Origin of the sequence: Microbacterium helvum (assembly GCF_014779795.1) — a bacterium.
Taxonomy (GTDB): Bacteria; Actinomycetota; Actinomycetes; order Actinomycetales; family Microbacteriaceae; genus Microbacterium; species Microbacterium helvum.
Map to the genome: position 1 here is coordinate 1 of NZ_JACXZS010000013.1, position 25,761 is coordinate 25,761.

The 25,761-nt window shown below is 67.2% G+C and carries 22 protein-coding genes; 11 read left to right on the forward strand and 11 right to left on the reverse strand.

The window, feature by feature from the left end; genetic code table 11:
* Nucleotides 1-80 precede the first annotated feature (80 nt).
* From IF188_RS17105 to IF188_RS17120, 4 genes are all read left to right on the forward strand, one after another.
* Nucleotides 81-518 carry a metallophosphoesterase family protein gene (locus tag IF188_RS17105; protein WP_191173019.1) on the forward strand — a complete coding sequence of 146 codons (438 nt, stop codon included), beginning with the start codon at nt 81-83 and terminating at the stop codon, nt 516-518.
* 163 nt (nt 519-681) lie between these two features.
* Entirely contained in the window at nt 682-3,405 is a 2,724-nt protein-coding gene (locus IF188_RS17110) for a DNA methyltransferase (RefSeq protein ID WP_191173020.1), read from the forward strand.
* Entirely contained in the window at nt 3,402-5,387 is a 1,986-nt protein-coding gene (locus tag IF188_RS17115) for a DEAD/DEAH box helicase (protein ID WP_191173021.1), read from the forward strand. Before IF188_RS17110 ends, IF188_RS17115 begins: the two co-directional genes overlap by 4 nt.
* A complete protein-coding gene (locus IF188_RS17120) occupies nt 5,384-6,580 on the forward strand; it encodes a GIY-YIG nuclease family protein (protein WP_318152921.1) in 1,197 nt (398 codons plus the stop codon). The genes IF188_RS17115 and IF188_RS17120 overlap by 4 nt, the downstream gene beginning before the upstream one ends.
* Before the next feature lie 33 nt (nt 6,581-6,613).
* On the opposite strand, the gene IF188_RS17125 is transcribed toward IF188_RS17120, so the two are convergent.
* The 5 genes from IF188_RS17125 to dnaB form a co-directional block, all read right to left on the reverse strand.
* Nucleotides 6,614-7,345 carry a DUF6602 domain-containing protein gene (locus tag IF188_RS17125; RefSeq protein ID WP_191173022.1) on the reverse strand — a complete coding sequence of 244 codons (732 nt, stop codon included), beginning with the start codon at nt 7,343-7,345 and terminating at the stop codon, nt 6,614-6,616.
* Nucleotides 7,338-7,835 carry a Mov34/MPN/PAD-1 family protein gene (locus IF188_RS17130; protein ID WP_191173023.1) on the reverse strand — a complete coding sequence of 166 codons (498 nt, stop codon included), beginning with the start codon at nt 7,833-7,835 and terminating at the stop codon, nt 7,338-7,340. Before IF188_RS17130 ends, IF188_RS17125 begins: the two co-directional genes overlap by 8 nt.
* Nucleotides 7,816-9,234: a HesA/MoeB/ThiF family protein gene (locus IF188_RS17135; protein WP_191173024.1), complete on the reverse strand. Its 1,419-nt coding sequence runs from the start codon at nt 9,232-9,234 to the stop codon at nt 7,816-7,818. The genes IF188_RS17130 and IF188_RS17135 overlap by 20 nt, the downstream gene beginning before the upstream one ends.
* Nucleotides 9,235-9,394: 160 nt before the next feature.
* The gene (locus tag IF188_RS17140) at nt 9,395-10,447 is read right to left on the reverse strand and encodes a nucleotidyltransferase domain-containing protein (protein ID WP_191173025.1); all 1,053 of its coding nucleotides are present in this window, start codon (nt 10,445-10,447) and stop codon (nt 9,395-9,397) included.
* A 334-nt stretch (nt 10,448-10,781) separates the two neighbouring features.
* Nucleotides 10,782-13,367, reverse strand: a complete 2,586-nt coding sequence (gene dnaB, locus IF188_RS17145) for a replicative DNA helicase (protein ID WP_224752069.1) — start codon at nt 13,365-13,367, stop codon at nt 10,782-10,784.
* Nucleotides 13,368-13,859: 492 nt separating this feature from the next.
* On the opposite strand from dnaB, the gene IF188_RS17150 reads away from it, so the two are divergent.
* From IF188_RS17150 to IF188_RS17160, 3 genes are all read left to right on the forward strand, one after another.
* Nucleotides 13,860-15,038 (forward strand): hypothetical protein, encoded by a 1,179-nt coding sequence (locus IF188_RS17150; protein WP_318152922.1) that lies wholly within the window; start codon nt 13,860-13,862, stop codon nt 15,036-15,038.
* A 131-nt stretch (nt 15,039-15,169) separates the two neighbouring features.
* The gene (locus tag IF188_RS20275; RefSeq protein ID WP_224752070.1) at nt 15,170-16,915 is read left to right on the forward strand and encodes a hypothetical protein; all 1,746 of its coding nucleotides are present in this window, start codon (nt 15,170-15,172) and stop codon (nt 16,913-16,915) included.
* 394 nt (nt 16,916-17,309) lie between these two features.
* Nucleotides 17,310-18,584 carry a GNAT family N-acetyltransferase gene (locus IF188_RS17160; protein ID WP_191173026.1) on the forward strand — a complete coding sequence of 425 codons (1,275 nt, stop codon included), beginning with the start codon at nt 17,310-17,312 and terminating at the stop codon, nt 18,582-18,584.
* Between the two features lie 227 nt (nt 18,585-18,811).
* On the opposite strand, the gene rplI is transcribed toward IF188_RS17160, so the two are convergent.
* The 5 genes from rplI to IF188_RS17185 form a co-directional block, all read right to left on the reverse strand.
* Nucleotides 18,812-19,264, reverse strand: a complete 453-nt coding sequence (rplI, locus tag IF188_RS17165; RefSeq protein WP_141896286.1) for a 50S ribosomal protein L9 — start codon at nt 19,262-19,264, stop codon at nt 18,812-18,814.
* 11 nt (nt 19,265-19,275) lie between these two features.
* Entirely contained in the window at nt 19,276-19,530 is a 255-nt protein-coding gene (rpsR, locus tag IF188_RS17170) for a 30S ribosomal protein S18 (protein ID WP_005054609.1), read from the reverse strand.
* 65 nt (nt 19,531-19,595) lie between these two features.
* Nucleotides 19,596-20,120 carry a single-stranded DNA-binding protein gene (locus IF188_RS17175; protein ID WP_191173027.1) on the reverse strand — a complete coding sequence of 175 codons (525 nt, stop codon included), beginning with the start codon at nt 20,118-20,120 and terminating at the stop codon, nt 19,596-19,598.
* Between the two features lie 5 nt (nt 20,121-20,125).
* The gene (gene rpsF / locus IF188_RS17180) at nt 20,126-20,494 is read right to left on the reverse strand and encodes a 30S ribosomal protein S6 (RefSeq protein ID WP_191173028.1); all 369 of its coding nucleotides are present in this window, start codon (nt 20,492-20,494) and stop codon (nt 20,126-20,128) included.
* A 152-nt stretch (nt 20,495-20,646) separates the two neighbouring features.
* Nucleotides 20,647-21,846 carry an acyl-CoA dehydrogenase family protein gene (locus IF188_RS17185; protein ID WP_191173029.1) on the reverse strand — a complete coding sequence of 400 codons (1,200 nt, stop codon included), beginning with the start codon at nt 21,844-21,846 and terminating at the stop codon, nt 20,647-20,649.
* A gap of 32 nt (nt 21,847-21,878) precedes the next feature.
* On the opposite strand from IF188_RS17185, the gene IF188_RS17190 reads away from it, so the two are divergent.
* Nucleotides 21,879-22,877, forward strand: a complete 999-nt coding sequence (locus IF188_RS17190; protein WP_191173030.1) for a hypothetical protein — start codon at nt 21,879-21,881, stop codon at nt 22,875-22,877.
* 46 nt (nt 22,878-22,923) lie between these two features.
* On the opposite strand, the gene IF188_RS17195 is transcribed toward IF188_RS17190, so the two are convergent.
* Complete coding sequence (locus IF188_RS17195; RefSeq protein ID WP_191173031.1) at nt 22,924-23,730, reverse strand: hypothetical protein; 807 nt, start codon at nt 23,728-23,730, stop codon at nt 22,924-22,926.
* A 183-nt stretch (nt 23,731-23,913) separates the two neighbouring features.
* On the opposite strand from IF188_RS17195, the gene IF188_RS17200 reads away from it, so the two are divergent.
* The 3 genes from IF188_RS17200 (at nt 23,914) to IF188_RS17210 (ending at nt 25,761) form a co-directional block, all read left to right on the forward strand.
* Nucleotides 23,914-24,552: an SGNH/GDSL hydrolase family protein gene (locus IF188_RS17200; protein ID WP_191173032.1), complete on the forward strand. Its 639-nt coding sequence runs from the start codon at nt 23,914-23,916 to the stop codon at nt 24,550-24,552.
* Nucleotides 24,549-25,214: a GntR family transcriptional regulator gene (locus tag IF188_RS17205; RefSeq protein ID WP_191173033.1), complete on the forward strand. Its 666-nt coding sequence runs from the start codon at nt 24,549-24,551 to the stop codon at nt 25,212-25,214. The genes IF188_RS17200 and IF188_RS17205 overlap by 4 nt, the downstream gene beginning before the upstream one ends.
* A gap of 139 nt (nt 25,215-25,353) precedes the next feature.
* The gene (locus IF188_RS17210; RefSeq protein ID WP_191173034.1) at nt 25,354-25,761 is read left to right on the forward strand and encodes a YciI family protein; all 408 of its coding nucleotides are present in this window, start codon (nt 25,354-25,356) and stop codon (nt 25,759-25,761) included.

A 25,761-nucleotide genomic window follows, 5' to 3' on the forward strand; every position in this document is an offset into this window, starting at 1 on the left:
GGTTCGCGTGATCGGGCTTGGCCTCATCCAGCATCCGCAACGCGCGCTCACGCATCTCCGCCGAGTACTTCTGATTCATCGTGTTCCATCCTTACTTCAAGAACGGAACGAAACCCAGGGCGATTCAGTATGAGGAGGCCGGCTGGACAATCCTCCCCGAAGTCGTGTCCGGAACCCGCGTGGGAACCTGCATGCTGGCGTCGCACTACCCCTACTTCGGAGACACCCAGAGCGATGATCGCCATGTCTCGCATCGACCCGTCGACCGGGGACTCCCGCTACTGCATGGACACACCCACGATCGCGAGAACGGCCCGATCGGTCACCAGTTCCACGTCGGGGTTGATGCCTTCGCGTTCGCACCGATCCCGATGGCTCTCGTCGATGCCTGGCTCGAAGACCTTCGCCGAGAAGAAGCGGAGATCGCGACCATCGTTCGCGAACGCTCCGCGGCCGGGCCGAGCACACCGCTGTCCGAGGTGGCGGAGCGGCTCGGGATCAATCTCGACGACTTGTGACCCTATCGACGCGGAGTTCGGACTCGGCGGCCAACGCATCAGCTCCCGTCTGAGCCCCTCGATAACATCGAAGACAGGGGTCGGGATCCCGGATCCCCGCTCCGGAAGTGTGCAGTTCTGCGGTTGTGCCCGTCGAAAAGCAGTGCGAGAACAGGACGTTGTCATGGCGAGACTCAACCTCAAGGCCGTCGAGGAGCGCGTCGCACCATTGGCTGGCCGCGAGAGCTACGACCGCGAGTTCATCTTCGACCTGCTGCTCGCGTACGGCAAGCCGCAAAGCAGCGTCACACGGCTACGCAACGGAGACCTGAACGTCGCCGCCAACCCCGCGACGGAGGTCGCACAGAAGAAGGTCGTCTACTTCAAGGAGACGACCGCTGACCCGCTCGCCGTGCTCGAGGAGTCAAAAACCTCTCCCGATGTGGTGCGCTTCAGCACGCGCTTCGTCATCGTCACCGACTACGACGAGCTCGTCGCGCACGACACCCAGACCGGCGAGACGATCGGCTTCCCGATCCGCGAGATCAACCAGCACTTCACGTTCTTCCTGCCATGGGCCGGCATGGAGAAGGCCCAGTACGTCGCCGAGGCGCACGCCGACGTCAAAGCCGCCGAGCGTATGGGCAAGTTGTTTGACGAGCTGCTCCACGCCAACCCGGGCCTGTTGGAGGAGCCGCACGGCCGACACGCGCTGAACCTCTTCTTCACGCGTCTGCTGTTCTGCTTTTTCGCCGAGGACACCGAGATCTTCGCGCAGAACCAGTTTACGAATGCCGTTGGATCGCACACATTGGCCGATGGCTCAGACACCGCCGAGTTCCTCACCGATCTGTTCTTGGCGCTCGACACTGAGAGTCCTGCAGGCAAGCCGAGCCACGTTGCGGCATTCCCCTACGTCAACGGGCGGCTCTTCCGAGCGGACAACCGGTTCGTTGTGCCTCAGTTCACGAAGGTGGCCCGCGACGAACTGATCAACGCTGGCAAGCTCATCTGGCGTGAGATCAATCCCGACATCTTCGGCTCGATGTTCCAGGCGATCGTCACGCCCGGCAAGCGCAGCGACCTCGGCCAGCATTACACCTCGGTGCCGAACATCCTGAAGACGATCGAGCCACTGTTCCTCGATGCGCTCAAGGACGAGCTGGATGCCGGCCATGACTCGATGAAGAAGCTCGAAGCCCTCCTCGAGCGCATCAGCGCGATCAAGGTCTTCGACCCGGCATGTGGCTCGGGAAACTTCCTCGTCATCGCGTACAAGGAGCTGCGCCGACTGGAGCATGCGATTCTGGAGCGCCTCGCCGCGCTGAACGAGAAGCACCGCGTACTGTTCGCGGAATCGAAGATCAACATCGAGAACTTCTTCGGCATTGAGATCGACGACTTCGCCGTCGAGGTCGCGATCCTGTCGCTGTGGATCGCCAAGCACCAGATGAACTCTGAGTTCAAGGACAAGTTCGGCGTCTCGATCCCACTGATCCCGCTGAAGGAGACCGGACAGATCAAGCACGGCAACGCGACCCGCGTTGACTGGAACGAGGTCTGCCCGAACGACGGCGGCGAGATCTACCTCATCAGCAACCCGCCGTACGTCGGATCGAGTATGCAGACAAAGGAGCAGAAGGCCGAGTTTAGGTCGGTCTTCGGCGCGAGGCCCTTCTCCGCGAACCTCGACTACATTTCGCTCTGGTTCGTCAAGGGGTCTGATTACATTCGGGGGTCACGGGCACGACTCGCCTTCGTGACGACGAACTCAGTCTCGCAAGGTGACCACGTGGGTTTGATGTTCCCGACAGTGCTGTCCGGTGGTATCGAGATCGGGTTCGCGTACACCTCTTTCAAATGGGAGAACAACGCAAAGCGCAACGCGGGCGTGACGGTCGCTGTGATAGGCCTTCGGAATGCCTCGACGACGGAGAAGTACATCTACACCGACGGTCTACAGATCGCGGCTACAAGCATCAACGGATATCTGGCTGACGGACCAAGCGTTTACCTCGGACGCCGCTCTGCTCCTCTCGCCGCTGGGTTCCCGAGAATGGTGCGCGGATCCCAGCCGTCCGATGGCGGCCATCTCATCATGGATGCGGCAGGGCGGGCAGAGCTGCTTTCGACCGCATCTGAAGCGGTCCAGTTTGTGAAGCTGTACATGGGATCGTCGGAGTTCATCAACGATGCGGAACGATACTGCCTTTGGGTGGAGCCCCGCGAGGCCAACCATGCAATGTCGATCCAGGGGATGCTGCCGCGACTGAACCGAGTAGCCGAGTTTCGCAGCAGTCCGGACCGAAACGACGAGACAACGAAGGAGCTCGCCGCCAAGCCCTGGCAGTTCAAGCAGCCGGCGTACAAGCCGACAGACTCGATCATCGTTCCTCGGGTGTCATCCGTACGGCGACCGTACATGCCCATGGGCTTTCTCGGGCCGGACACCGTGATCTCGGATGCAGCTTTTGCTGTGTACGACGCAGAACCGTGGGCATTCGCCGTGCTGACCTCCTCGATGCACATGGTCTGGACCAGAGCTATCGGTGGCCGAATGAAGACCGACTACCGCTACTCGAACACAATTGTCTACAACAACTTCCCGGTGCCGCCGCTCTCGGACGCAGTGAAGGAGAAGCTCACGGTCGCGGCGCTGCGCGTGCTGGATGTGCGCGAGTACCACTGCGACCATACGCTCGCCGAGCTCTACGATCCGGACAAGATGCCCGACGATCTGCGCGCGGCGCACGCCGAGGTCGACGCACTGGTCGACTCGATCTACTCCAAAAAGCCGTACGAGACCGACGAGCAGCGGCTCTCCGATCTGTTCGCGATGTACGAGCGCATGACCGCCGCAGAGGCCGTCAAGACGCCGGTGAAGAAGACCAGAGGAAGCCGGAAGTGAACGCGAGCAAGAAGCCCGTCAACATCGTCAACGTCACCTACGCGCAGACCAAGGCGTCGGTGAACACCGACAAGCTTGGCATGCGCGAGATGCAGCAGCGGGTGTTCGCGCAGCGTGACGCCCAGCACCTGCTGGTGAAGGCCCCGCCGGCTTCGGGCAAGTCGCGCGCGTTGATGTTCGTGGCGCTCGACAAGCTGTACAACCAGGACCGCAGGAAGGTCATCGTCGCGGTGCCTGAGCGCTCGATCGGCGCGTCGTTTGCTCCGACGGCGCTGACGAAGCATGGCTTCTGGGCCGACTGGGAGATCAAGGACGAGAACAACCTCTGCGACGCGGGGTCGTCGGCCGGAAAGGTCGACGCGTTCCTCAGGTTCCTCGAGGGCTCCGACGCGACGCTGGTCTGCACGCACGCGACGCTGCGGTTCGCGTTCGAGAAGCTGGCGCCTGACGCTTTCAACGGCACGGTGCTCGCGATCGACGAGTTCCACCACGTCTCCGCTGACACGGAGAGCTCGCGCCTGGGCGCGCTGCTGCGCGACGTGATGAACGGCTCCGACGCGCACATCGTCGCGATGACGGGCTCGTACTTCCGCGGCGACTCGGTGCCCGTGCTCTCGCCCGAAGATGAGGCGAAGTTCACGCCGGTCACGTTCAACTACTACGACCAGCTCAACGGGTACGAGCACCTGCGCTCACTCGGTATCGGTCACCACTTTTATCAGGGCCGGTACACCGACGCGATCGGCGAGGTCCTCGACCTCGACAAGAAGACCATCGTGCATATCCCGAACGTCAACTCCGGGGAGTCTACGAAGGACAAGCTGGAGGAGGTCGGCCATATCCTCGACACCATCGGCGAGGTCGTTAACGAGGACGAAGACACCGGCATCATCAGCGTGCGCCGGGGCGACACCGGCGAGATCGTGCGAGTCGCGGACCTCGTCGACGACACCGACCAGAAGAAGCGAGGCGACACTCTCCACTTCCTGGCGCACACGGCCTCGAAGGACCGCGACGCAGTGGACGTGATCATCGCCCTCGGGATGGCGAAGGAGGGCTTTGACTGGCCGTTCGCCGAACACGCGCTGACCGTCGGGTACCGAGCCTCACTCACCGAGGTCATCCAGATCATCGGGCGGGTGACGCGCGACAGCCCCGGCAAGGCGCACGCGCAGTTCACGAACCTCATCGCTGAGCCGGATGCCTCGCAGGGCGAGGTCAAGGTGTCGGTGAACAACATGCTCAAGGCGATCACCGCATCGCTGCTCATGGAGCAGGTGCTCGCGCAGAACTTCCAGTTCAAGACGAAGAAGTTCGACGGCGACGATGTGAAGAAGCCTGGAGAGCTAAAGGTCAAGGGCTTCAAGGAGCCCTCCACCGCGCGCGTGACGCAAATCGTCGAGACAGACCTGAACGACCTAAAAGCGACGATCCTGCAGGACGACACCTTCGCGAAGGCCGCGGCCGGCTCGGTGGATGCTGAGACGACGAACAAGGTACTGATTCCGAAGATCATCCGTGAGAAGTACCCGGACCTCAGCGAAGCTGAGGTCGAGCAGGTGCGTCAGCAGGTGGTCGTCGATTCGGTGATCAAGACCGGTGAGGTGCGCGAAGTCGGCGACAAGCGCTTCATCAAGCTCGCGGAGAAGTTCGTGAACATCGACGAGTTGAGCATCAACCTCATCGACTCGGTGAACCCGTTCCAGCGCGCGTTCGAGGTCATGTCGAAGTCGGTCACGCCGTCGGTGCTGAGGATCATCCAGGACCAGATCGCGGCCACCCGGATCGAGTTCACCGAGGCAGAGGCGCTGGCGCTGTTCCCGAAGATCCAAACCTGGGTGAAGGTCAACGGGCGCCGTCCCGACGTGCGCGCTGAGGACCCGAACGAGAAGCGTCTCGCGGCCGCCCTGCTGTTCCTGCAGAAGCTCAAGCAACAGCGCGAGGCCGAGAAGCGCGCAACAGAGACGGCGACCGAAGCGTGAGCACGAATGAGAACATCGGGCCCGTCGACTTCGTCCTGACCGACTTCCAGGCGGTTCTCGACGCCGACGTTGACGGCCTGCTCGATGCGCCGGAGAAGCCCCGAAAGGTCACCTCGTCCGATCGCCTCGCGCGAGCATTCCTGGAGATCGTGGAGTTCTACCGGGCCCACGGCCGGGTGCCGAGCTCGATCACCCGCGAGATCGCCGAACGCAAGCTCGGTGCGAGACTCGACGGCTTCCTCGCCAGTGAGGAACGCGCGACCGCCGTCAAGCATCTCGACGAGTTCGGTCTGCTCGAAGCGCCGCAAGCACCGGCATCGATCGACGAACTCCTCGAGGGGGACGACCTTGACGACCTGCTGGGCGATGACGGCGGCATCCTCGACGTTTCGGACCTCCCAATCCGCCGGAGTTCTGACGCGCCCGACTCTGTGGCGAAGCGCACGAAAGCGCAGGACTTCGAGAGCTTCGAGCACCTGTTTCGCGCCAAGCACGCCGAACTGAAAGAGGGAACGATCACGCTGGCACCCTTCAAAGGCGTGCACACCATTCAGGAGGGCCGGTTCTTCGCCCTCAACGGCATGCTGCTCTTCGTCGCCGAGGTCGGCGAATCGCTGTCAATGGTCGTCGGCGGCAAGGCCGAGCAGAAACAGCGACTCCGTGTGATCTTCGAGAACGGGACTGAGTCCTCGTTGTACCGGCAGTCGCTCTCGATCCGGCTGCACGAGCAGGCAGGGCGGGCGCTCGTCCGAGCTGGAGCGTCAGCTGACGACATCCTCGACGGCGATGTCGAAACCGGACACATCTACGTTCTTCAGTCGCTCAGTACCGACCCTCTGGTTGCGAACATGAAGGATCTGCACAAGATCGGCTTCTCGACCACGAGCGTCGAGCAACGCATCAAGAACGCGGAGAAGTCGCCGACCTACCTCATGGCCCCCGTGAAGGTTGTGGCCGACTACCGGCTTTACAACGTGAAGGCGTCGTGGCTCGAGCATCTTCTGCACCGGGTTTTTGCGGAGGTACGGCTGGACCTCACCCAGGTCGATAAGAAGGGCCGGAACTACGACCCCTCGGAGTGGTTCGTCGTTCCCTATGATGTGATCAACCAAGCCGCGACGATGATCATGTCCGGCGAGATCACGAACTACGTCTACGACAGGGCGGAACGTCGACTGGTCGAACGGGATTGATAATTTGTGGGCCGCGGCGCGCCGCGCAACTTCCTAACCGGTCGGCGATTGCAACGGCAAGTAGTACGCGTCCAGATCGATCGCCAACGCCGTGCCGAGGCGGGAGAGCGCGCGATACAGACGTGTGGCGAACCAGATCAACTCCTGCCCGGGTGTCGCGTAGGTAAGCCCCTCCGTGCGGTCGAACGCGCCACCACGGACGGCGATGCCGAGATCGAGCGCCGTGGGCACGGTCTCTGTGATTGCGCCGACACCTGCGGCGCCGCGGATGTCGCTCCAGTCGAGGTCTGTGCTGAGAAAGACACCCAGAATCGGCTTGGTGTCCGGGTCCTGTGGCGGGTAGGTGCCGCCGGCGTGCCGGATTTCTGCTGAGGTTCGGTGAAGCCGCCGGACGCTCGCGACCTTGTCCCGAGCGTAATCGAGATTGTCCTTGTTCATGCGAGGTTTCACTTCGCACACGGCGTACACGCTTTCCGCGGGCACGAAGCTCACATTCCCCTGTTCGAAGAACAGAGGTGAGTACTGCCGATCGTAGATGCCGATATCGATCTGCCCGCTCTGCTGCCCGAGGGAGTCGATCGCGAAGATCGGCCCCACGCCGTACCGCTGAGGAAGGAACTCTCGGAGCACGCTGGTCCACTGCTCCTCGGTCGCGTCGCCCTTCGTCCCGGGATGATCGGTGAACTGGGGCATGAGTCCGAGCCCGGTGAGCATGTGATCCTGCTTAGCCGTGTAGGCCTTGGCGAGGTCGAACGGTTCAACCATGTGTGTGCTCGTTCTCTGTCGACGGGACGGGCAGATCGCCCGTGGGGATGATGGCACACGTCCGCAGCCGGACACCGCGCGCGAGGTGCAGGTCGATCGCGTACTGGTCCTCGACGCGTCGTGCGATCAGCAGCAAGGTCGGCTGCATCGTGCGGACCGCTGTCGTAACGGTGGTCAGCCTGTCAGTCGCGCTGGCGGGGACATCCATCGGGTGAGAGTGCCAATCCCCGAGATACCCCACCCGCGGATCCAGATCGCGCAGCCGGCGCACCGCTCGTCGCGTCACGCCGGCGGGGAGGCGATACGCGGTATGCCCTCGTTCGACGGTGGCAAATTCGACGGCGTGGGTGACCCACGGGTACCGGCTGGTGTGGACCCCGACGAGGATCCCTCCGGTCTCCAACGGATGGGACAAGGTCGCCGCCGCGCGGATCGTGTCGAGGGCCGACTCAGAGACATGCACCGTCGTGCTACGCATTTGCCCGCTCATGATCCCACTCCTCTGCCGCCGGAAACACGAAGCTGCCTCGCGTATCGAACGGTGCGGCATCAATCGGATGGAGAACGGTGACGACGTCCTGCGCGCCGGTGTCGCGACCCGTGAGGAGTTCCACCGCCAGGAGCGCTGCGTCGGCGGCCGCTCGGAGGACGGCAGTCGGCGGCGCGTTATGTACCGGGGCGGTGCAGCCGAGCTCCAGGAATCCCTCCGTCTCCTCGTCGTCACCAGCAGGGATCGCCGGGAACGCCGGGCTCGTGCGCTGGAGAATCGGCACGTCCCCGTGGGTTTGCCGCTGGATGCGAAACAGGCGGCCGCCACGATGCAACGACACCGAGACAAGCGGAACGTTCTCCAGCTCGCATGCGCGGGCGAGCGCGAGAGTTGCAGCGAACATGCCCGTGCAATCGACCACAAGGTCGAACCCTCGAATGATGATCGCAACCTGTTCCGGGGCCAACGGAAGCGCTGCTCCCTCCACCGTCCGACACCACGGTGCAGGACCCGCGATCCTCACGCTCATTCCCACGGTCTTCGAGTAGCCGACGAGGTAGTCATCGAGGACATGCCGGGCAAGGTTCACCGATCGGAGATCATCGTCATCACGAAGGTGAAGCTCACCGACACCGCTACACGCCAGCGACAGCGCGACCTGACCGCCCACCGCTCCCACACCGGCCACGAGTACACGCTTGTCTTGCAGAATGCTGGCGTCAGGCCCAGCGCGACGAATGCGGCTAGCCACATCACTCGGAGAGGTCGAGTGCGGAGACGCACCCAGCTCCGCTCCGGCGCCAGCGAAGGAGAGCACCAGCGCCTCGAACTGCCCGTACTTCGGCCAAGCGAGAACCGCGAAGTCATATCCACCGCTCGCCTCTCCTTGAGCCGCGCCGTCGCGCCGCCCAAGACCGTGATTGAGATTGTCCCGCTGCCGACGCGTAAGAGCGGCGCGGAATTCGTCGAGCGACCGGGGGGCCACCCGGACACTGTCGCGGTACATCACCACACCCTCCAGCGGGTGATCGTCGCGTGCGTTCTTCGTGAGAGTAAGGGTCGCTTTGGACTTCCCGTGGACGACATGGATGTCACCGTTGCGAGGCGCCCCTAGAAGTGCCGGCAAGTCGAGCTCGGCGCGCACAGCGGCGATCCCGGGGAACAGGACCCACGAGTCAAGCGCACGGTCCTCGAGTTCGAACCCGTCCCGCGCACTGGCGGCCCAACGATCCAGACGCGCGGAGAACGCGGCCCACGTCTGCCCGTGGATCTGCGCCGGATCGTCGTCGGCCCACAGGCAGATGTATCCCGATTTCGGCAGCACGTGATCAGCGATCAATCCCGGGACGAACGCCTTGGCTGCCACTGCCGGCCACCCGTCGGTGATCGCGATCTCCATCACACGCGCGTCAGTGAGCGGCTCGAGCGACTCAGGAATCGCTCCCGTCCAGTGGCACCCATCCGAGCCGACCGTGGGGCTGAATCCTGCGCGGACCAACTCCGCACAAAACGCCTCAAACGCCGCCTGGTCGTACACGAAGGACCCCGACACGACGCAGTCACCCGTGCGATCGAGCGAAGCCCCGTGCCCGCGCCGGCCCCGTCGCGCTCACCGCCGCAACGCCAAGGATCGGCCTCCCGTCCGCTCCGCAACCGGGCGGAAGGGGAAGCACCTGGCCGCGGTCATTCGAACCAAGGATCTCTCGCCAGATCGCGGCCGCGGCGCACGCATCTGCACGGAGCGCTTGCTCGGCCCGGGACGCCAGTAGAACGAATCGCTTCGAAGCGATATGCCACTGAGCCTCGGATAGTGCGGGACGAAGCGGCGTCCCCAGGATGGGGTCGGACAACTCCGCCGTTGCCGCCCGTTCGAACTCGGTGGCGACTTCGCGGAGCGAGCCGGCAAGCAATTCGGCCCACGAACCGCCGACCACGCGACCAGCTTTCCACGCGTAGTACGCGGCGATCTCGACATACAAGCCGCCCGGCTTTGCTTCAGCCAGGTGTGTGTGGCGCACCTGCCGCAACAGTCGCACCACCGGCTTGTACGCATTCCGAGTTCCAACCGTCGGACTCGATGCACTCGTCGAAAGCGCATCCGTCTCCGCGGCGAACAGCACTGGACTCGTCTTGATCCATCGCGTCGACGGCTCCGACCAGGAATCGCGGTCCCGAGTCGGGATCCCCCAATGCTCCCCCCACGGGACGGCGGGAACAGCATCAACGCTGAACGCCAAGTCAGCCTGCGACCCCGGCGCCGCGAAGTCGATCTTCACGCTCCGCGCTTGCAGGGTCACCCGGCCACCCTGCCCAACTAGCCCGTAGTGAGCAATCAAGACCTTCGCAACCCGGTCGTAGATCGTCGTTGGATTGGACGACGTCGACAGTGCCTTGAAACGAAGAAAGACATCGACATCTTTCCCCGGGTAGCGACCGGTCTCACGCGCATACGACCCGATCAGGATCGTGTCGATACCCCATTCCTTGAGACCGGAATCCGTCTCCAGCAGCTCTCTGACCTCAGTGTGAGCCGCAATGGCACGCTGTCGCTTCTCCCCGCTGATTGACACGTTCGATACGGCGCCTTCGAACTGATCCCCCAGGATCTCCATGGATCGCATCCTCCCAGTGCTCAAGCGGTCGACAGATTGGCGGTTGATTGACTGTCATCTGACCCAGCGTCAACCCCAGACAGTAGCGGCGACCCCAGACACCGGCGGTTGGCGACTGTCGAAACGAAAGTCCAGCTGGCACTCACCGCGCCCCACCGCATTCTCTGGAGCGTCCCGGAGGGCCAGCTAACCGGCCCTCCACCATCATCGCCGGGAACCCACAAGATGCCATTACGGCTTGGGACAGACGCGCGACCCAACGACTCGAAATGTCCATCTGGACACCGCGTGGACATTTCACCCGCGAAATGGACATCTCAGAAAAATCCCTACACTACCCGAAGTCGCCGGGTGCCATGTCGGTGAAGCGCGAGAAATGACCCTGGAACGCGACCGTGATGGTGTCGGTGGGGCCGTTGCGGTGCTTGGCGACGATGAGGTCGGCCTCGCCGGCACGCGGCGAGTCCTTCTCGTAGGCGGCCTCGCGGTGCAGCAGCACCACCATGTCGGCGTCCTGCTCGATCGAGCCCGACTCACGAAGGTCGGACAGCGCCGGCTTCTTGTCGGCGCGCTGCTCGGCACCACGGTTCAGCTGCGACAGCGCGATGACCGGAACGCCGAGCTCTTTCGCGAGCAGCTTCAGCGCGCGCGAGAACTCGGAGACCTCTTGCTGACGCGACTCGACGCGCTTTCCCGACGTCATCAGCTGCAGATAGTCGATCACGACGAGCTTGAGGCCGGCGCGCTGCTTGAGGCGGCGGCACTTGGCGCGGATCTCGACGAGCGTCATGTTCGGGCTGTCGTCGATGTAGAGCGGCGCGTCGTTGATGCGGCCTCGGGTAGCGGCGACCGTCGTCCAGTCGCGGGAGTCGAGCGTGCCCTTGCGCATCGACTGCAGCGGGATCGCACCCTCGGCGCTCAGCAGTCGCATGGCGATCTCGCTGCGCCCCATCTCGAGTGAGAAGAAGATCGTGGGCATGTCGTGCTTGACGGCCGCCGAACGCGCGAAGTCGAGTGCGAGCGTCGAGTTGTGCGTCGGGATCATCGACGTGCCCGCGAGGTACAGGTGGTCGTCGTTGTCGACCTGCACGCATCGGACGGGAACGCTTGCGATCGGGCGGATCGCCTTCACATAGCGAGTGCCCGTGCGCAGTGTGTTCGCGGGTCGCTCCTGCCGGTGAAGGTTACGCTTGCGCTCCAGCCAGAAGACGTCATCCGTCGTCGAGAAGTTCAGGATGTAACAGGTCGACGACGCTTCGGTACGCCCGTTCACACGCTTCGTCGTCCGGCCGCACCGGTAGCCGAGGCTGACGATCAGCTCGTACACCGAATCGGCGAGCTTCTTGCTCGTGACGGCGAACTGGCACGAACCGACGCCCCTGACGACGGTGCCGTCGGTGTCGAGCAGCCCTGCGAGCAGTTCACGCCGCTGCGCCTCGGATGCACGCAGGTACGCCGCCGGCACATGCTTGTCACCGAGCACTCCGGCCTTGCGCAACAGGGCAGTGAACGACCCGTGGTCGCGATAGCACGCAGCGCACTGCTGCGCCTCGCCCGAGAACGGCTCGCCGCAGTCGGGGCACGACAGCCGTTCGGGATGCGCGCCCTTGTTCTTCGGACCGCACGTACGACCGCACGTGCGCACGTGCGGGTGGCGCGCGAAGAACTCGACGCCGCACACCTCGCAGTTGCGGACGAGGGCTTCTCGTTCGAGGAGCTGGAGCGAATACAGCATCCCGCCGCGCGACTCCACCCGCAGACCGCCGCTGCGCGCGACGAGCGACGGGATCTCGTCCGTCTCGCTCGTCATCCGCGCGCCGTCGCTGTGGCCATCGCCCAGCCAGGCACCCAGTGCGTAGGGAGCAACAGGAAGATCGGCCTCGGGCGCCTGCAGCGCGTGAGCGTTGCGCACGGAGTGGTTGGCACGTCCGTCGGCCGCCACGGTCAGCGTGGCCAGCATCTGCTCTGTCGTGATCACAGCCGGACCGCGACCGCCGCGCCTGGCCGACCGGGTCTCGGTGACCCACTGGTGCTCGGCGTCGGCGATGATCGTCGAGCCATCCGAGAACTCGACCTCGTAGCAGGGGCGACCCTCCATGATCTCGGTCGCGGCGACCACCTTCGTCGGTCGCCCGCCGGCGTCGTACAGCTCGTCGCCGACCTTGACCTCGCCCATCGTGGTCCACCCCGTCGGCGTGGCCAGCGGAGTGTCGAGGGCGAGCGCCTTACCCATCGCCGGTCGCGCCGCGATGATGATCATCTGGCCGGGGTGCAGGCCGTTGGTGAGCTGGTCGAGACCCGAGAAGCCGGTGGGGATGCCGGTCATCTGACCGTCCCGGCCGCGGGCGGCCTCGATCTCTTCGACGGCGGCATCCACGGCGATCGTCAAGGGGACGTAGTCCTCGGCCTGCTCGGCACCGGTGACGGAGTAGATCTCGGCCTGCGCGTTGTTGACGAGGTCGAGGGCCTCGCCTTGGCCCGAGTACCCCATCTGCACGATGCGCGTGCCAGCCTCGACGAGCCGGCGCAGCAGCGCGCGCTCCGACACGATCGACGCGTAGTAACCGGCGTTGGCCGCGGTGGGGACGATCGAGGTCAGGGTGTGCAGGTAGTCCGCACCGCCGGCACGCTGCAGGTCGCCGGTCTTGATCAGCTCGTCGGTGACGGCGACGACGTCGGTCGGCTCGCCGTGCGAGTAGAGGGTGAGGATCGCCTCGAAGATGAGCTCGTGCTTCGGGATGTAGAAGTCGCTGCCCCGGAGCGTCTCGATGACGTCCGCCACGGCATCCTTCGAGAGCAGCATGCCGCCGAGCGCGCTCTGCTCGGCGAGGAGGTCGTGAGGGGGCGTTCGCTCGTAGTCGCTGCGGCCGTTGTCACGGGGCCCGCCCATGCGCTCTTCGGAGATGTCGGCGATCGACATAGGGTCGGGGCCTCCTATCGTTCGCTCTTTCAACGAAGACGCGCGCGATCCTGCGCCCCCGGGTAGCCGCAGACCACGCTAAGGACGGCCTCCGACACTCGCAACACGGCCTGTGGATAACTGTGTGGAAAGCCTGAGAGAAACGCCGACACACCTGTGAAGAACCTCTGTGGAGAACTCCTGGGGTTTCTGGGGGATATATCGCGGAAATCCCCTCTGATCAGGCATCCACGAATTCACACCCTGTGGAGGGATTCGTGGTTGAAGTCGAGGTTGAAGGTTGGGTGCGACGCTGTGGCCTGTGCACAATTCCGGGGACACCGCATCCGCTCGCGCCCCGCGGCTCCGCGAGGCCGTCGATTCGGAAGACGCCCTGGACACGGCGAGGAACGCTGCGCTACCCTCGGAGCACCAGGCACCCTCACGCACGATCCGTTCGGCCGTTCCACTGTCCGTTCTGGATGTGCGGCTTATTCGTCGTGGGAGGTGAACGTGGAGATCGCAACCTCTGTCGGTGCAACAGCACCGTTGCCGAGGATCGTGCGGCTGGCCCTCATCGGGGTCGGGACCGCGTTCGCCTGGATCGTCGTCTCGCTCCTGCTGGGCCTCGGGCTCGGCCAGGCGCATGCAGACGACAACGACCACGACGGACTGCTCGGGGGTGTCCTCGGTGCCGTGACCTCGACGGTCGATACGACCGCGTCGACGCTGACCAACACGGTCACCGACACCGTCTCGACCACCACGACGACCGTCACCGACGTCGTCGACACGGTGGTCGCGGTCGTCCCGGCGCCGGTGCAGAAGCCGGTGAGCGAGGTCGTGCAGACGGTCGGCTCGACCGTCACCGACACGGTCGCGGCCGTCACGGAGCCCGTCACCCAGGTGGTGTCGGGGGGCGTCGTCAGCGGGATCACTCAGCCTGTCATCGACGTCGTGACGCAGGTTCCCGTCGTCGGCGACGTCGTCACCGGAATCGGCCTCGACGACACCGTGGACGACCTCGGCGAGACCGTCGACGAGACGGTCGGCGGGGTTGTGGGCGGGGTCGTCGACGCCGTGGAAGACACCGGCTCCGCAATCGGCGGGACGCCGGCGGAGAACCCCGGAAGCGGCGTGGTTCCGGCGCTGCCGGAGCTGCCGATCGTCTCGGAGCTTCCAGAGCTCCCGATCGTCTCCGAACTCCCCGAACTGCCCATCGTCTCCGAGCTCCCGCTCGTCTCGGGGCCGCCCGCCGGCGCGGAATCTCCGACGGCTCCTCCGCTTCCTGAGGATGCCGGCGCTGCTGCCTCCCCCGACCAGCCCTCCGCGGGTTCCGCCATCATCGTCGATGTCGTGGATGCTGCCGACGCTGCGTTCGCGCAGCCCGCGAGCATCCGTGACGCGTGGGGTGCGGCATCCGTCAGCGCGACCGGCTCGCCGGCGGTCATCGTCACTTCTTCCGCGGCGCTGCCTGGCAGCGCGGGCGGTACGACCAACAGCGGTGGCGCAGGGCTCTGCCTGCCCACGTCATCGACTTCTGCGGGACCCGGCGGTGCGGGTCCCGGCGCCTGGGCGTTCGACGCCCTCGATCCTCTCGACGCAGACCGTGCCTGGGTGCGTCGCGCAGGACCCGAGGACGAGCACGCGCCACCGGCGCCTATCGGCTCCACCGACGTCTCCCCCGACTGATCGGCTCGCGGCCGTCTTCCGTGCTCCTCGGAGCCCTCATGACGGCAGAGCATCGGCGTGCCTTCGCACGCCTGCAGCGCTGCGCTCTCTCGCGCGCGCCGCGAACCGATCAATCCTTGAAGGGGAACATCATGCGCACTATCTACAAGCGCGCCCTCTTGGGCACGCTCATCGCCGGCGGCATCACGCTGCTCGGCGCGACGGTCGCGAACGCGGCCGAACCTCCCACCGACCCGGACCTGCTCTCGTCCGTGGTCGCCGACGACGGACTCGTCGACTCCATCGTCGGCGACGGCATCGTCGACCCGCTGCTCGGCGACGACGGCGCTGCCGCGCCCGTGACCGATGCCGTCGCCGAAGTCGTCGACGGCGTGACCGGCACGACGGCCGGCACCGCGATCACCGAAGCCCTGACGGGCGACGACAGCGCGCTCAACGACGTCGTCGGCGACGGGGCGCTTGTCGAGGGCGGCACGGCAGGCAACCTCGCCGCCAACGGTGATGCGGTCCTGAACGACGTCGCCGCGGGCGACGTGCAGGCCGCGGTGACCGACCTCGGCACCACCGTCGAAGACATCGGGTCGGACGTCGGCCAGACCGTCACCACGGCGGCCGCGAACGTCGACGACCAGGTCGTCGACGGTGTCGTGGCCGATGCCCTCGCCGACACCGCGGGCATCCTGGCAGGCGGTGATCCCGCTGCCGGCCTCGACACTCTCGTGCAGGACCTCGGCGACAACACCGCCGACGCGATCGACACGAGCGGTCTCGCGGAGGACGCGCTGGAGCAGACGCTCGAAGGCGGACCGACCGCGACGCCCGCCACGCCGGTCGACGACGCGGACGGTCTGCTGACCGGGCTGACCGAGGACGACGGGCTCGTCGACGGCCTCGTCGGCGACAGCGTGCTCGACCCGATCCTCGGCGAGGACGGTGCCCTCGAGCCCGTGACCGACGCCGTCGGCGACCTGCTCGACGGCGTGACCGACACGACCGCCGGGAGCGATCTGCTCGACGGCCTGCTCGGCGAGGACTCGGGCCTCAACGACGTCGTGGGCGACGGCATCCTCGTCGAGGGCGGACTCGTCGGCAACGCCGTCGACAACGCCGACAACACGATCGACGACCTGCTCGACGGCGATGTGGACGGCGTGGTCAACGACCTCGGCACGACTGTCTCGGACCTCGGCTCGGACGTCGGCACCACGGTGACCAACGCGACCGAGAACACGGCCGACCAGGTCATCGACGGTCTCGTGAACGATGCCCTCGGCGACGCCGGCACCATCGTCGACGAACTGCTCAACGGGGGCGACGTCGTGGGCGCGGTGACCGACACCGTGCAGCACGCGGGTGACAACCTGACCGATGCCGTCGACAACACGGGACTCGTGGACGACCTGCTGACCGACGTGCTGGGCGACACCGATCCGACCGATCCCACGGACCCGACCGATCCGACGGACCCCACGGACCCGACCGATCCCACGGACCCGACGGACCCGACCGACCCGACCGATCCGACCGATCCGACGGACCCCACGGACCCGACCGATCCCACGGACCCGACTGACCCGACCGATCCGACCGATCCGACCGATCCGACGGACCCTGGCACGCCAGGAACCCCTGGAACGCCCGGCACCCCCGGAACCCCGGGAACGCCCGGCACCCCCGGCACCCCCGGCACCCCGGGAGTGAACGGATCCAACGGTTCCAACGGTTCCCACGGCGCGACCGGCTCGGCGGCTGACGCCGGCTCGGCCACCGCACTCGCTGCGACAGGAGGGGCGGGCGCGTTCCCGTTCCTGCTGCTGGGACTCTCGCTCCTGGCGGCGGGCGCGTTCGCGCGCGCGTCGCGGCGACGCTCCGCGTGACCCGGCGGGGCAAGTCGACGTTCCCCAGACGCCCCTCGCCCCGACTCGCGTGAGCAGGCGGGAGGACCGCCCCCACCGGTCCTCCCGCCCCTGAACCGCCCTCGGCCGTGTGACCGGCTCTTGCCTGGACCGGCCGCGGCCGAGGGTGCCACACCGATCCCGGTTCGTATCGTCCGTCACTGCCTGGACCGGACGATACGAACCGAGATCCACCGAGCGGATGCTGCGACCCGGGGGGCTCGCAGCATCCGCTCCGGCATGTCCTGCCAGAGCTCCCGCGGTCTGGGCGTCTTGTCCTCGCTCGCGCCTCGCTCCGCGGGGCGACCGGAAGCAGGGCGACCGGAAGCGGAGCGTCCGCGTTGCGCACCCCACCACGGGCAGCCAGAGTGGAGGGATGCCGCCGCCTGAGCCGTACTCCCTCCAGCCCATCGGCGAGGACCGCCACGACGACGTCCTGCTGCTCGACGTCTGGGCGTTCCCGACCGGCGACACGGTCGAGGCGCTGCGCGACCTTCCCAGCCCACTGAGCTGGGACCGCACGTACGGCGTCGTCCATGCCGACGACCCGACGCTGCTCGCCGGTTTCCACGGCGCCTATCCGCTGCGTGCCTACCCCGTCCCCGGAGCCGAGGCGTCGTGCGGCTGGCTGACGTGGGTCGGTGTGCACCCGGCGCACCGGCGGCGCGGCATCCTTCGCGGCATGATCGAGCACCACTTCGCCGACTGCCTCGCGCACGGCGAGCCGATCTCGGGCCTCATGGCCGCCGAGACCCCGATCTACGGACGCTTCGGGTACGGCATGGCCTCGACGCAGCTGAACCTCACCATCCCGCGCCGCGCGGCCCTGCGTCCGGTCGCGGGATCGGCGGATCTCGCCGTGACCCTGGAGGTGTGGGATGCCGCGGCCCACGGCGACCTCGTCGCCGGCATCCACCGCGACTATGCCCGCCTGCCCGCCGGCCTCGGCCGACCGGGCTGGGCGACGCGCGAGACGCCCGCGCAGCGCACCGCTCGCAACACCGACGCCCCGATCCACCGCGGCGGCAAGGAGGCGCTGCGCGTGCTGCTGGTGCGCGATGCCTCAGGCACGGCGATCGCGTACGCGACGTTCCGTCGGTCGAGCTCGTGGGAGCGCGCCGGCGCCGAAGGCACCGTGCACGTGCGCGAGGCCGTCGCGCTCACGGCTGCGGCCGCGCACCGCATGTGGTCGGTGCTGCTCGACCTCGACCTGACCAGCAAGGTGCAGATCGCGAACCTGCCTGTCGATGACCCGATCGTGACGCTGCTGGTCGACATCCGCCCCGCGCTGCCGGACTACCAGGACAACAGCTGGATCCGCATCCTCGACCTGCCGGCCGCCCTGTCGCAGCGCGCCTACGCGGGCGACGTGGACCTCGTGCTCGAGGTGACCGACGCGATGCTGCCCGCCAATGCCGGCCGCTGGCGCGTGCGCGCCGAGGCATGGGGCCACGCCGAGGTGACCGCGTCCGAGGCTGAGCCCGACCTGATGCTCGACATCCGCGAGCTCGGCGCCGCGCACCTCGGTTCGGTGACGCTGTCGTCGCTCGCCCAGGCCGGCCTGGTCACGGCGCGCACCCCCGAAGCGCTGCGCCAGGCCTCCGCGGCGTGGTCGTGGCCCGTCGCCGCCGGCGCGAACTGGATCTTCTGACGGCCCCGGCCGCCGGCATCCCACCCTCCCCCGCGAGACGCCACACCCTGACAGGAGCCGCCACACTCCACGCGACGAAGTGCGGCGTCGCGTGCAGGAATGCGGCGCCTGGCCCGGAAGCGGGCCGGAAGCGGGCCGGAAGCGACCCGGAAGCGGGCCGAAACGACGGATGCCGCGGCCCTGACCTTCGAGAAGGTCGGGGCCGCGGCATCCGATCCGCGCCAGGATTACTTGGCGGCGACCACCTGCAGGGTGATCACGGCGGTGAGGTCGTCACGCAGGCGAACGGTCGCCTCGTGCTCGCCCACCGACTTGATCGGCGAGGTGATGTGGATCTTGCGCTTGTCGAGCTCGCCGAGACCGGCGGCCTTGACCGCGTCGGCCACGTCGACGGTCTTGACCGCACCGAACAGGCGGCCCTCGGCGCCGGCCTTGACGGCCAGGCGGACCTTGTTGGTCTCGAGGTTGTTCTTGAGCGCCACAGCCTCTTCGTGGTCGTGGATCGCGCGGGCGTCGCGGGCGGCGCGGATCGACGCCACCTGCTTCTCGCCACCGCGGGTCCACGCGACCGCGAAGCCCTGGGGGATGAGGTAGTTGCGGGCGTACCCGTTCTTGACCTCGACAACATCACCGGCGCTGCCGAGCCCGGCGACCTCGTTCGTGAGAATGAGCTTTGCCATGTGGGTACTCCTTAGCGGCCAGCGCCGGCGTAAGGCAGGAGCGCCATTTCGCGCGCGTTCTTGATCGCCTTGGCGATCAGACGCTGCTCCTGCACCGAGACACCGGTGATACGACGGGCGCGGATCTTCCCGCGCTCCGAGATGAACTTGCGGAGGGTGGCGACGTCCTTGTAGTCGATGACGCCGACACGGATCGCCTTCGCGGGAGCGGCGTTCTTCGCGCCCTTCCGCGGCTTCCGACGGTCGCCGGTTGCCTTTCCAGCCATGGTGTTTCCTTAGTTTTCTTCGATCGGATGCCTGGGCCCCAGGCATCCGGAATCTGTATCTGAGATCAGAACGGGGTGTCGTCGCCGTAGGCGCCCGGAGCCGCCCACGCGTCGCCGCCGCCGCCGTTCGAGGAGCCGGGCGTCGACCACGGCTCGTCGGCGACCTGTGCCGGGCGCGACTGACCGCCGCCACCGCCGAAGCTTCCGCCGCCACCGCCGGAGCCGCCCGCGGCGCGGGTGACCGAAGCGGTCGCGTAGCGCAGCGACGGGCCGATCTCGTCGACCTCGAGCTCGATCGCGGTGCGGTTGTTGCCCTCGCGGTCCTGGTAGCTGCGCTGCTTGAGGCGGCCGGTCGCGATGACCCGCATGCCCTTGGTCAGCGAGCCGGCCACGTGTTCGGCGAACTCACGCCACACGCTCGCGCGGAGGAACAGCGCTTCGCCGTCCTTCCACTCGTTGCTCTGACGGTCGAAGTTGCGGGGCGTCGACGCGATCGTGAAGTTCGCGACGGGGAGGCCGTTCTGCGTGTAACGCAGCTCGGGATCAGCCGTGAGGTTGCCCACGACGGTGATGATCGTCTCGCCGGCCATCTGCCTTATGCCTTCGCAGCCTTGGCGGTCTTGCGGGCGGCACGCTCGTCGGCACGCTGCTTCTCGGACGCGATCATGGCGATCGCCTCTTCGGCGCGGAGCACCTTGGTGCGCATGATGCGCTCGTCGAGGTTCAGCTGACGGTCGAGCTCCTGCGTGGTCGCAGCGGTCGCCGTGAAGTTGACGACGGCGTAGATGCCCTCGTTCTTCTTCTGGATCTCGTACGCAAGACGGCGCTTGCCCCAGATGTCGATGTTCTCGATGGTGCCGCCGTCGGTCGTGATGACCTTCAGGAACTTGTCGAGGTTGGCGCCGACCTGGCGCTCGTCGATCTCAGGGTTCAGGATGACCATGAGTTCGTACTGGTGCGTCACTAACCCACCTCCTTCGGACTAGAACGGCTGTCGGGCATTTCCCGGCAGCAGGAGGGTGTGTTTGCACGTCGTCCGATAGGCGCGCGGGTGCGCACTCACACGGACAACCCTCCTATGGTACCGGATGCCGCAACGGGCGCCGAATCGGCCCGTCAGTGGAACGCGTTCAGCCCGGTCAGGTGCTGGCCGAGGATGAGGGTGTGCACCTCGTCGGTGCCCTCATAGGTGCGCACCGACTCCAGGTTCGCGGCGTGACGGATCGGGGAGTTCTGCAGCAGCACGCCCTCGCCGCCCAGGATCGTGCGGGCCTCGCGGGCGATCGCGATGGCCTCGCGCACGTTGTTGAGCTTGCCGAGCGAGACCATCGCGGGGGTCAGGGTTCCGGCATCCTTCGCGCGTCCGAGCTGCAGCGCGAGCAGCGCGCCCTTCTGCAGCTCGACGACCATGTCGACGAGCTTGCGCTGCGTCAGCTGGAACCCGGCGACCTTCCGCCCGAACTGCTCCCGCCGCAGCGCATGCTGCAGCGCCGTCTCGTAGCTGTCGCGCGCCGCGCCGAGCGCGCCCCACACGATGCCGTAGCGGGCCTCGTTCAGCGCCGAGAACGGCCCGCGCAGTCCGCGCGCGCCCGGAAGAAGAGTGGATGCCGCCACCCGCACCCGATCGAAGGTCAGCTGCGTCTGCACCGACGCCCGCATCGACCCCTTCGGCTCGAGCACGGCGATGTCGAGCCCCGGCGCATCGGTGGGCACGAGGAAGCCGCGCACGCCCTCGTCGGTCTGCGCCCACACGACGACGAGCTGCGCGATCGAGGCGAGGCCGATCCAGCGCTTGGCGCCCTCGATGATCCAGTCCGAGCCGTCACGGCGCGCGAACGTCGTCATGCTCGCCGGGTCGGAGCCCGCACCCGGCTCGGTGAGCGCGAAGCTGCCGATGACCTCGCCCGCGGCCATGCGCGGCAGCCACTCCTGCTTCTGCTCGTCAGACCCCCAGCGGTGGATCGACCCCATCGCGAGCGACCCCTGCACCGAGACGAACGTCCGGATGCCGGAGTCGCCGGCCTCCAGCTCCAGCGCCGCCAGGCCGTACTCGACGGCACTGGCGTGACGGCATCCATATCCCTCCAACGTCATGCCGAGCACGCCCAGGCGTCCGAGAGCGGGGGCGAGCTCCGTGGGGAAGACGCCCCGGTCGAACCAGTCCGCGATGTGCGGACGGATCTCGGCGTCGACGAACGAGCGCACGCCGTCGCGGGTCTCGCGCTCGGCCGGGCTCAGCAGCGCGTCGATGCCGAGGACGTCGGAGGCCGCACGCAGGGCGTCGAGGTCGTCGGGGTCATGAGCGACATCGGTCATGGCCTCGATTCTGCCCCGGGTAGCGTGTGCGCATGGAGTGGACCGGCGACACCGCAGCGGGAGACTGGCTGCGCCAGGACATCGATCAGCCGTGGCGCGGGACGATGAACGACATCGTGCCTCGCGGGTTCGAGGGGTACGCCCGGGTGTTCCACCGCTCGACGCGCGAGCGCCCCGTGGGGCGGCCCTGGCCGGCCGAGCCGTATGAGCGGCACCGCGCCGAGTGGGACGCGGTCATGCACGGCGACATCGACGTCGAACCGGCGCGCTGGGCCGACGCCGCAGCGGCGTTCGGCACGACGATGCACGCGGGCGCGCAGTGGAACCGGCTCGTACGGGGCGACTTCCGCGCCCGCGGCGTAGAGCCGCTCGACGGTGACGGCTGGCGCTACTCCGAACCGCGCGAGGGATGCCTCGACCCCGAGTCCGTCGCGGCGCTCGCGGCCGTGGCGGCCGAGTACACGACGACCCCCGACGACGCATACGTGGCGGTGTGGGAAGGATGGGGCGGGCTCGTCGGATCGTTCGGTCCGGCGCCGACGGCAGCACTCGCCGTATCGGAGCCGCAGCTCGCCGACAACGAGATGGAGTGGGTGTCGCTCGAAGAGCACCATCGCCGGATGCTCGGATTCGCGGTCACCGACCCGTTCAACAACGTCTTCCGCAAGCCGGTGTGGCGGCCCGGCCGGCTCTCGGACGAGATCTCGCGGGCAGTGATGGACGGCGCGCGGCTCGACCTGCCAGGTCGTCCGCACGTGCTGTTCCGGGCTCGGCTCGACGAGCTCGCGACGCCGGAATGGGCGACGCGCGTGCCCTGGGCCGACCAGACGCCCGAGTGGACGGCATCCCCGAGCTGGATCTGGCCCTCCGACCACGCCTTCGCGATCGCGAGCGAGATCGACTGGGACTCGACGATCGTCGCGGGCTCGAACGCGTTCGTGCGCGCCGTGTGCGCGCACCCCGGGCTGGAGGCGCTGCCGATCCGCGAAGGCACGATGCTCACCTGGGACTCCGACGACCTCAACCGCTGATCCGCCGGACGTTGAGCGACACTTCGACTCCAGGCGGCGGATCCGCTCAACGACCAGGAGGGGGGTCAGCGGGGCGACCCGCTGCGTGCACTCGCGGGCGGGACACGACCCAGCTCGCCAGCAGCTGCGCGCCGATCGCGGCGCCCACGCCGACGACGAAGGCGAACCAGCCCCACGGCAGCACCGCGACGGCGACCACGACGCAGAAGGTCGCGAGGCCCACCATGCCGGTGAGCGCACCGGCGAGGGTCGCGCGCACGTGCGCTGCACCGGCCTGGGCGTGCACGAACGCCGCGATGATGCTGACGCCGATCGGGAAGGGCGCGAGCGCCCCCGTCCAGAACGGTCCGAGCACACCTGCCGCCGAGGTCACGGCGAGCACGAGACCGCCGGTCGCGACGGCGCGGGCGGCGAGGTCCCACCGGGGCGGCGCCGGCGCCGGGGGCAGGTCCGCCTCGGCCGGCGGCAGCAGCGATCCTGCCGTCGCGATCGCGGCCAGGGCGACCCCGAACGCGACGACCGGCGCCAACGAGACGGCGGAGGTGGCGGCATCCATCCCCAGCACGACGACCCAGCCGATGAGCAGCGTCAGTGCCCACGGCAGGCGGCGCGCGACCCACGCGTAGACGAGGGCGAAGGCGGCGAGCGCGGCAACGCCGGTGAGGGATGCCGTCGCCGCATGGCTCGTGAACACGGCGCCGTGCTGCACGAACACGATGAAGAGGATGGGACCGGCCACCACCGGCTGGCCGATCAGGATCCCCGCGACGCCCGGACCCCAGCGACGGCCTGCGAGTGTCGAGGCCACCACGAGCGCCGGTGCGAGCAGGAGTTTGAGAAGCAGTGTCTCCACTTGCAGTCAGTATTCCAGCGGCCGACGTGTCGCCGTGTGCACGTTACTCGCCACGAATGCCCTGAAGGCGATAAGTTCGCGACGACAGCCTCGGGTGTTCCGGCGGCGGCGCGGGTCACTGGGGACCCCGCAAGCGATTATCGATTATGCTGACGGAACACGCTCCAACGATGGGAAGAACGGATGCCTCGCACCACCACGCTCGTCTTCGCCGGCGATTCGATCACCGACTCCGGGCGCGACCGCGACGACATCGCCTCGCTGGGGGACGGGTACGTCCGCCTGATCGCGCAGACGGTCGACAGCCGCGGCGAGACGGTGGTCAACAAGGGCATCTCGGGCAACCGCGCCGTCGACCTCGAGGCCCGCTGGGACGACATCCTCGCCGCAGGGCCCGACGTGCTCACCGTCTACATCGGCGTGAACGACATGTGGCGTCGCTTCGACAACGACGACCCGACGTCGGCCGAGGACTTCGAGACGACCGTCGCGGGCCTGCTGCAGACGGCTCGGGATGCCGGCGTCCCGCGCATCCTGCTCATCGAACCGTTCTTCGTGCCGGTGCGGGACGACCAGGTGTCGTGGCTCGACGACCTGAACCCGAAGCGCGACGCCGTGCGGCGCCTGGCGGAACGGTTCGACGCGACGCTCGTCGAACTGCACGACGCCGTGACCGCCGCGGCCGCCGAGCACGGCGCCGCCGCGATCGTTCCCGACGGCGTGCACCCGACGCCGCAGGGATCGGCGATCATCGCCGACGCGTGGCTCGCCGCCCACCTGGGTGCGGTGGTCGAGACCCCCGGGAAGGCAGGTTCCGCATGACCGATGCGCTCAGTTCCGTCACCGAGCTCAAGCGCGGCCTGCTCTCGGACCAGATCTACGAGCTCGTCAAGACGATGATCAAGGACGGCTCGCTCGAACCCGGCGAGCAGCTCGTCGAGTCGCAGCTCGCCCGCCGCCTGCAGGTCAGTCAGGCGCCGGTGCGCGACGCGCTCAAGCAGCTGGTGCACGAAGGTCTCGTCACCCACGTGCGCCACCAGGGCAGCTTCGTCACGAGCTACACCGACGAAGAGGTCGCGCAGGCCCGCCAGGCGCGCGCCGAGCTGGAATCGATCGTGGGCCGCCTCACCTGCGGCACGCTGTCGGCGTCGACGCGTGCCCGGCTCGAAGCCCTGATCGCCCAGATGCACGAGGCCGCGGACGAGAAGGACCTCGGCGCGTTCCGCGAGCTGGACTTCGCGTTCCACCGCTCGGTGGTCGAGGCCAGCGGCAACGTGTACCTGCCGCGCATGTGGGACATCATCGAGCCGAGCCTGCGCTCGTTCCACGTGCTCGCCGACCCCGACTACCCGGGCGACTGGCACGTCGCGGCGGACTGGCACAAGAGCCTGCTCGACGCGCTCGACGGGGGCGATCCCGAGGGTGCCGCACAGCTCTTCTATGCACACGCCGCGGGCACGCTGCTGCCCGACGAGCAGGCGTAGAGCTTCGGGATTCCGGATGCCGGCGGCCGGGGCATCCAGAATCTTTCACCTTTTCTCGACGCCGATGTAGAGATCGCCCGGTCGGTTCCGTCTCCTATCCGAAGCGGCCAGAATGGGCCGCACGGAACGGGAGGCTGTCATGGCCAAGTATCTGATGCTCAAGCACTACCGGGGCGGTCGCCCGTCGGCGAACGAGACGCCGATGGACCAGCTCACGAAGGAGGAGTGGAACGCTCACGTGCAGTACATGCAGGACATGGAGCGGCGGCTCTTCGACTCGGGCGAGCTGCTGGCGTCGGAGGGCCTGTCGATGGGGGGCGCCTGGGTGCGCTTCGACGGCGAGGGACGACCGCCGATCGTCGACGGCCCGTTCGCCGAGACGAAGGACCTCATCGCGGGCTGGATGATGATCGACGTCGACTCGTACGACCGCGCGGTCGAACTCGCCTCGGAGCTGTCGGCGGCGCCGTGGGCCGGTGGCAGGCCGCTCGGCGAATGGCTCGAGCTGCGCGAGGTCATGTTCTCCACCACCGCCGACGCGGAGTGA